General features: G+C 52.2%; 4 protein-coding genes. 3 read left to right on the top strand and 1 reads right to left on the bottom strand.

Annotated elements, in window-relative coordinates; all coding sequences use genetic code 11:
* Nucleotides 1-26: 26 nt before the first annotated feature.
* Nucleotides 27-776, bottom strand: a complete 750-nt coding sequence (locus A918_RS0111290; protein ID WP_022711172.1) for a glucose 1-dehydrogenase — start codon at nt 774-776, stop codon at nt 27-29.
* Nucleotides 777-1,099: 323 nt separating this feature from the next.
* On the opposite strand from A918_RS0111290, the gene zwf reads away from it, so the two are divergent.
* The 3 genes from zwf to edd all read left to right on the top strand — a co-directional run.
* Nucleotides 1,100-2,575, top strand: coding sequence for a glucose-6-phosphate dehydrogenase (zwf, locus tag A918_RS0111280; RefSeq protein ID WP_022711170.1), 1,476 nt, complete (start codon nt 1,100-1,102; stop codon nt 2,573-2,575).
* A 288-nt stretch (nt 2,576-2,863) separates the two neighbouring features.
* Nucleotides 2,864-3,589 (top strand): 6-phosphogluconolactonase, encoded by a 726-nt coding sequence (gene pgl, locus A918_RS0111270; protein WP_022711168.1) that lies wholly within the window; start codon nt 2,864-2,866, stop codon nt 3,587-3,589.
* A gap of 225 nt (nt 3,590-3,814) precedes the next feature.
* Nucleotides 3,815-5,575 (top strand): phosphogluconate dehydratase (edd, locus tag A918_RS0111265; RefSeq protein ID WP_022711167.1); only part of this gene is annotated, 1,761 nt, incomplete at its 3' end.

The raw sequence follows: 5,575 nt of genomic DNA, 5'->3' as shown, positions 1-5,575 counted from the left end.
CACATAACCGGCGGGCTGTTTTTATTTTACAGGCTATAGCCGCCATCCACATCAACAGATGTACCGGTGACAAATGCAGCTTCATCACTCGCCAGCCACAGAGCGGCATTGGCAATATCATCCGGCTTAGAGAAGCGGCCGAGAGGAATGGAAGCTTTGAGCGCTTCGCGGGCTTCCGGCGTATCCTGACCGAGGATCAGTTTCAGCGTTTCGGTTTCACTCTCCACCGGACAAATTGCATTAACGCGGATTTTATCATCGGCCAGTTCCAGCGCCATGGATTTCGTCGCGCTCATCACCCAGCCTTTGGATGCATTATACCAGGTCAGACCTTTACGCGGATGCTGTGCACCGATGGACGCTGTATTGATAATCGCACCGCCGCCCAGCTTACGCATCACCGGCACAACTGCCAGCGTGGACAGATACAGCGCCTTCATATTCACAGCGGTAATCAGATCAAAACTATCTTCCGGCACATCAGTCAGCAGCATGTTTTTATAAGCAAAACCGGCATTATTGACCATAATATCAAGACGACCGAATTGCTGCAGCGTCACCCCGACCAGCCGCTCAACATCATCTTTCCGCGATACATCCACAGCAAGCGGCACAGCACTTTTACCGATTGAGCTTGCAACATCATTGGCGCGTTTCGGATTAATATCGGCAACGGTTACTTTCGCGCCCTCCAGCGCAAAACGACGGGCAATTGCCTCACCAAAGCCAGAACCGGCACCGGTCACAATAGCCACTTTATCTTTCAATCGTGCCATACTCTTCTCCAGAAACTTTCATTACAATGCAAATCAGTCATCCCAATGCATAAAGCATTTCAGGGCTTAAGGGAATCTTGCAGGAGAAAGCGCCGGTTTTCTGTTTGCTCAGGCATAATTATCCGTAAAATTAACATTTTTAAATTGATTTATTAAATCGATTTAAAAAGTCACTATTGTCAACGCTGTTATTTCGCTAGATTATAATGCAAATCACTGCTTCGACCATCGTTCCGTTCCCGGACCAAATCCCACCACTTTCTCTCCATATCCTGAGATATTCTATGAACTCATCAGGAAAACGCGAATAAAGAGACAGGTTCATGACCAGCCAGACAATTCCGGTAGAGCCCTTTGACTGCATCGTTTTCGGCGGTTCAGGCGATCTTGCCGAACGTAAACTGATCCCCGCATTATACCAGCGCCAGCGTGCCGGACAGTTCAGCGAACCGACCCGTATTATCGGTGCATCCCGCAGTGAAATGGGCGATGCCGAATATCGTGAATTTGCCCGCAATGCCATTCATGAACATGTCAAAAAAGACGAGATTGATGAAGAGCAGATCGAACAGTTTCTGCAGCGTATCTCCTATGTCGCAGTTGATGCCAAGTCCGATCAGGGCTGGCCTGCACTGAAAAAGCTCATCAAGACCAAACCGGCGGATATCCGCGCTTTTTATCTTGCTGTCAGCCCGAGCCTGTTCGGTGATATTGCCCAGCGTTTGCAGAGCAATGATCTCATCAGCGATCATACGCGCATCGTCGTTGAAAAGCCGATTGGCCGTGATCTGGCATCCGCGCAAATCCTCAATGACACGATCGGCAGTGTTTTCCGCGAAGACCAGATTTTCCGTATCGACCATTATCTCGGCAAAGAAACCGTGCAAAATCTGATGGCGCTGCGTTTTGCCAATGCGCTTTATGAGCCGCTTTGGAACTCCGCCCATATTGATCATGTGCAGATTACCGTAGCCGAAGCTGTCGGACTTGAAGGGCGTGCAGGCTATTACGACACAGCCGGTGCGCTGCGTGATATGGTGCAGAACCATATTCTGCAATTATTGTGCCTTGTCGCTATGGAGCCACCGGCTTCACTGGAAGCCGATGCAGTGCATGATGAAAAAGTTAAAGTGCTGCGCTCGCTCACACCTATTACCGCCGACAATGCGCAGGAAAATACTGTACGCGGCCAGTATCGCGCCGGTGCTTCTGCAGGCGGACCGGTTAAATCCTATCTCGATGATCTGGAAAGCACTACCAGCAATACGGAAACCTTTGTGGCGCTGAAAGCCGAGATCGGCAACTGGCGTTGGGCAAATGTGCCGTTTTATCTGCGCACCGGCAAAAGACTGGCCGAACGCGTTTCAGAAATCGTGGTGACATTCAAACCTATTCCCCATTCGATTTTTGAAAGCAGTGCGGGGCAGATTATTGCCAATCAGCTGGTCATCCGCCTGCAGCCGGACGAAGGTGTGAAACAGTGGATCATGATTAAAGATCCGGGTCCGGGTGGTATGCGTCTGCGTCATATTCCGCTGGATATGAGCTTTGCGGATTCTTTTGACGAACGCAATCCGGATGCCTATGAGCGGCTGATTATGGACGTCGTGCGCGGCAACCAGACGCTGTTCATGCGCCGCGATGAGGTTGAAGCTGCATGGCGCTGGATCGACCCTATTCTGGAAGCCTGGGAGAGCAATGAACAGAAAGTTCAGGGCTATACATCCGGCACATGGGGGCCTTCCGGTTCTATCGCCCTGATCGAGCGTGACGGCCGCACTTGGCATGATAGTCTCTGACGAGACTCTTCCCATATTTGTCTCTTACGAGACTGGGGGGCACGACAGTCTCGTAAGAGATGCTGCTTATGACTGTCTCTTACGAGGATCTTCTTATGACTGTCTCTTACGAGACGGGGGCATGACAGTCTCTGACGAGACTGGGGATACAATAACCGTAATAAAAATTGAGGCCGGAGCACCGCTAAAAAGGCAGGAAATGAATACCGTCTGGGGCGGTATTCTGTATAAAGATACAAAATGACTGCGCCACACCCCACATAGGGGTGTAAAGGCGCAGAAACATTGATGGAGAGTGACATAACCAATATTGAAAGGCATGATTTTGCAGAGCCATCCGCTTTGGCACTGCAATTAGCCGGAACAATCGCGGATCAACTGAATAAAGCAGTCGCGGCCAAAGGACAGGCCGTACTCGCTGTATCCGGCGGTACAACGCCGGTACAATTGTTTGAGGCGCTCTCCATGCAGGATGTGGCATGGAAACAGGTTACGATTACTCTTGTCGATGAACGTTTTGTAGCGCCGGACAATGACCGTTCGAATGAGAAACTGGCGCGCGAACATCTTTTGCAAAACAAGGCGGCGCAGGCCGTTTTTGTCAGCCTTTATATTCCTGCCCAGACAGCCAGTGTTGCTGCGGTCACTGCTGCAAACCGCATTGATGCATTGCCGAAACCCTTTGACGTCGTGGTTCTCGGCATGGGCAATGACGGCCATACCGCCTCTTTCTTCCGCGGCGGCAGCAGGCTGGATCAGGCCATTGATCCGACAACCCGTGCTGTTGTGCTGCCAATGCAGGCTGAAGGCGCAGGCGAACCGCGTCTGACCCTTACCCTGCCGGTGATTGCAAATGCCGATCTGCTGATCCTGCATATTGAAGGGCAGAAGAAACTGGCTGTTCTGGAAGAAGCATTGGCCAGCGACTTCAGCGAAGCAGATATTAATCTGATGCCCGTACGCGCCGTTTTTGCCCATGCAAAACAAGCCGTACAGCTTTACTGGGCACCATAAATCCAAAGCGATTACTGCATTATCCGCTCATTCTCCGATGATATACGGCCGGAGAATGAGCCGGAGTGCACACCCTTTTCTCCCCGTCCATTCCCGTGCGCTTTATAGACGCATCAGCCTTTTTCCACTCTTTCGCTATACTTATTTTCCGTATATTAAACTGCCATTAAATCGGTTTAAATATTAATGCGCATGACCGGTTTCTGACCGGTACGGGAGACTGAAATGACCGTGAATCACACCCTGCAGGCGATCACCAACCGGATTATCGAGCGCTCCCGCCCGACCCGTGAAGCCTATCTGGGGCGCATCAGTGAAGCTGCATCACGAAAGCCTGTACGTACTGCACTTGGCTGCGCCAATCTGGCTCATGGTTTTGCGGCCTGCGGCCCTTCCGACAAAGCAGGACTGGCAGGCGATCAGCTGCTCAATATCGGCATTATCTCCGCTTATAATGATATGCTCTCCGCGCATCAGCCATTTGAGACTTTTCCGCAGCTTATCAAACAGGCAGCGCGTGAAGCAGGCGGCATTGCGCAGGTGGCCGGTGGCGTGCCTGCCATGTGTGACGGTGTTACGCAAGGTTTTGCGGGCATGGAACTGTCGCTGTTCTCCCGTGATGTTATTGCCATGGCCACTGCCGTTGGCCTGTCCCATGATATGTTTGACGCTGCCGTCTATCTCGGTGTTTGCGACAAGATCGTACCGGGGCTGGTGATCGGCGCCCTCACCTTTGGTCATTTGCCTGCGATTTTCATTCCGGCAGGGCCTATGACATCCGGCCTGCCGAATGATGAGAAAGCCCGTATCCGCCAGCTTTATGCGGAAGGCAAGGTCGGCCGTGCAGAATTGCTGGAATCCGAGTCCAAATCCTATCACGGCCCCGGCACCTGCACATTCTATGGCACAGCCAATTCCAATCAGATGCTGATGGAAATCATGGGACTGCATATTCCGGGTTCATCTTTTATCAATCCGAATACCCCGTTGCGCGATGCGATGACCAAGGAAGCCGCCAAACGCGCTTTGCAGATCACCGCTTGCGGCAATGATTATACGCCGGTCGGCGCGATGCTGGATGAGCGCTCTTTCGTTAATGGTGTTGTCGGCCTCAATGCCACCGGCGGCTCCACCAACCACACCATCCATCTGATAGCCATGGCCGCAGCCGCAGGCATCAAACTGACATGGCAGGATATATCCGATATTTCGGCTGCTGTGCCGCTGCTTGCCCGCGTCTATCCGAACGGACTGGCTGATGTGAACCATTTCCATGCAGCGGGCGGCATGGGCTATCTGATCCGTGAATTGCTGGATGCCGGACTGCTGCACGAAGATGTGCGTACCGTCTGGGGCGAAACCTTACGCGACTATACGATTGAACCGGCGCTCAATCCAGATGGAACGATTGCACGCAACCCTGCCCCTGAAGTGAGTGCTGATGCAAAAGTTCTGGCCAAAGCCAATGCGCCTTTCCAGCCGGATGGCGGCATTAAAGTGCTGAGCGGCAATATTGGCAGCGCGATCATTAAAGTCTCTGCCGTCAAACCGGATCGCCATGTGATTGAAGCGCCTGCGAAAATCTTCCACGATCAGTCGGAAATGCAGGATGCTTTCAAGGCAGGCAAACTCGAAGGTGATTTCATCGCCGTTGTCCGCTATCAAGGCCCGAAGGCCAATGGTATGCCGGAACTGCACAAGCTGATGACTGTGCTTGGCATTTTGCAGGATCGCGGACAGCGCGTGGCACTTGTGACCGATGGCCGTCTCTCCGGTGCATCCGGCAAAGTGCCTTCCGCCATTCATGTCACACCGGAAGCCCTTGATAATGGTATGATTGCGAAAATTCAGGAAGGCGACATTATCCGTCTTGATGCCGTGCAAGGCACCCTGTCTGTCTTGCTGAGCGGGGATGAATTGCAATCGCGCAATATTGAAACACCTGATCTTACCCGTAATCATTTTGGTATGGGACGGGAGCTGTTC

The sequence above is a fragment of the Pseudochrobactrum sp. AO18b genome, assembly GCF_000409565.1.
Classification (GTDB): domain Bacteria; phylum Pseudomonadota; class Alphaproteobacteria; order Rhizobiales; family Rhizobiaceae; genus Pseudochrobactrum; species Pseudochrobactrum saccharolyticum.
Note: the sequence above shows the minus strand (reverse complement) of the source record. Positions and strands in the feature narration are given on the sequence as shown.

Coding starts and splice junctions, on each gene's coding strand:
- A918_RS0111290 (WP_022711172.1), bottom strand. CDS start 776: ATGGCACGATTGAAAGATAAAGTGGCTATTGTGACCGGTGCCGGTTCT.
- zwf (WP_022711170.1), top strand. CDS start 1,100: ATGACCAGCCAGACAATTCCGGTAGAGCCCTTTGACTGCATCGTTTTC.
- pgl (WP_022711168.1), top strand. CDS start 2,864: ATGGAGAGTGACATAACCAATATTGAAAGGCATGATTTTGCAGAGCCA.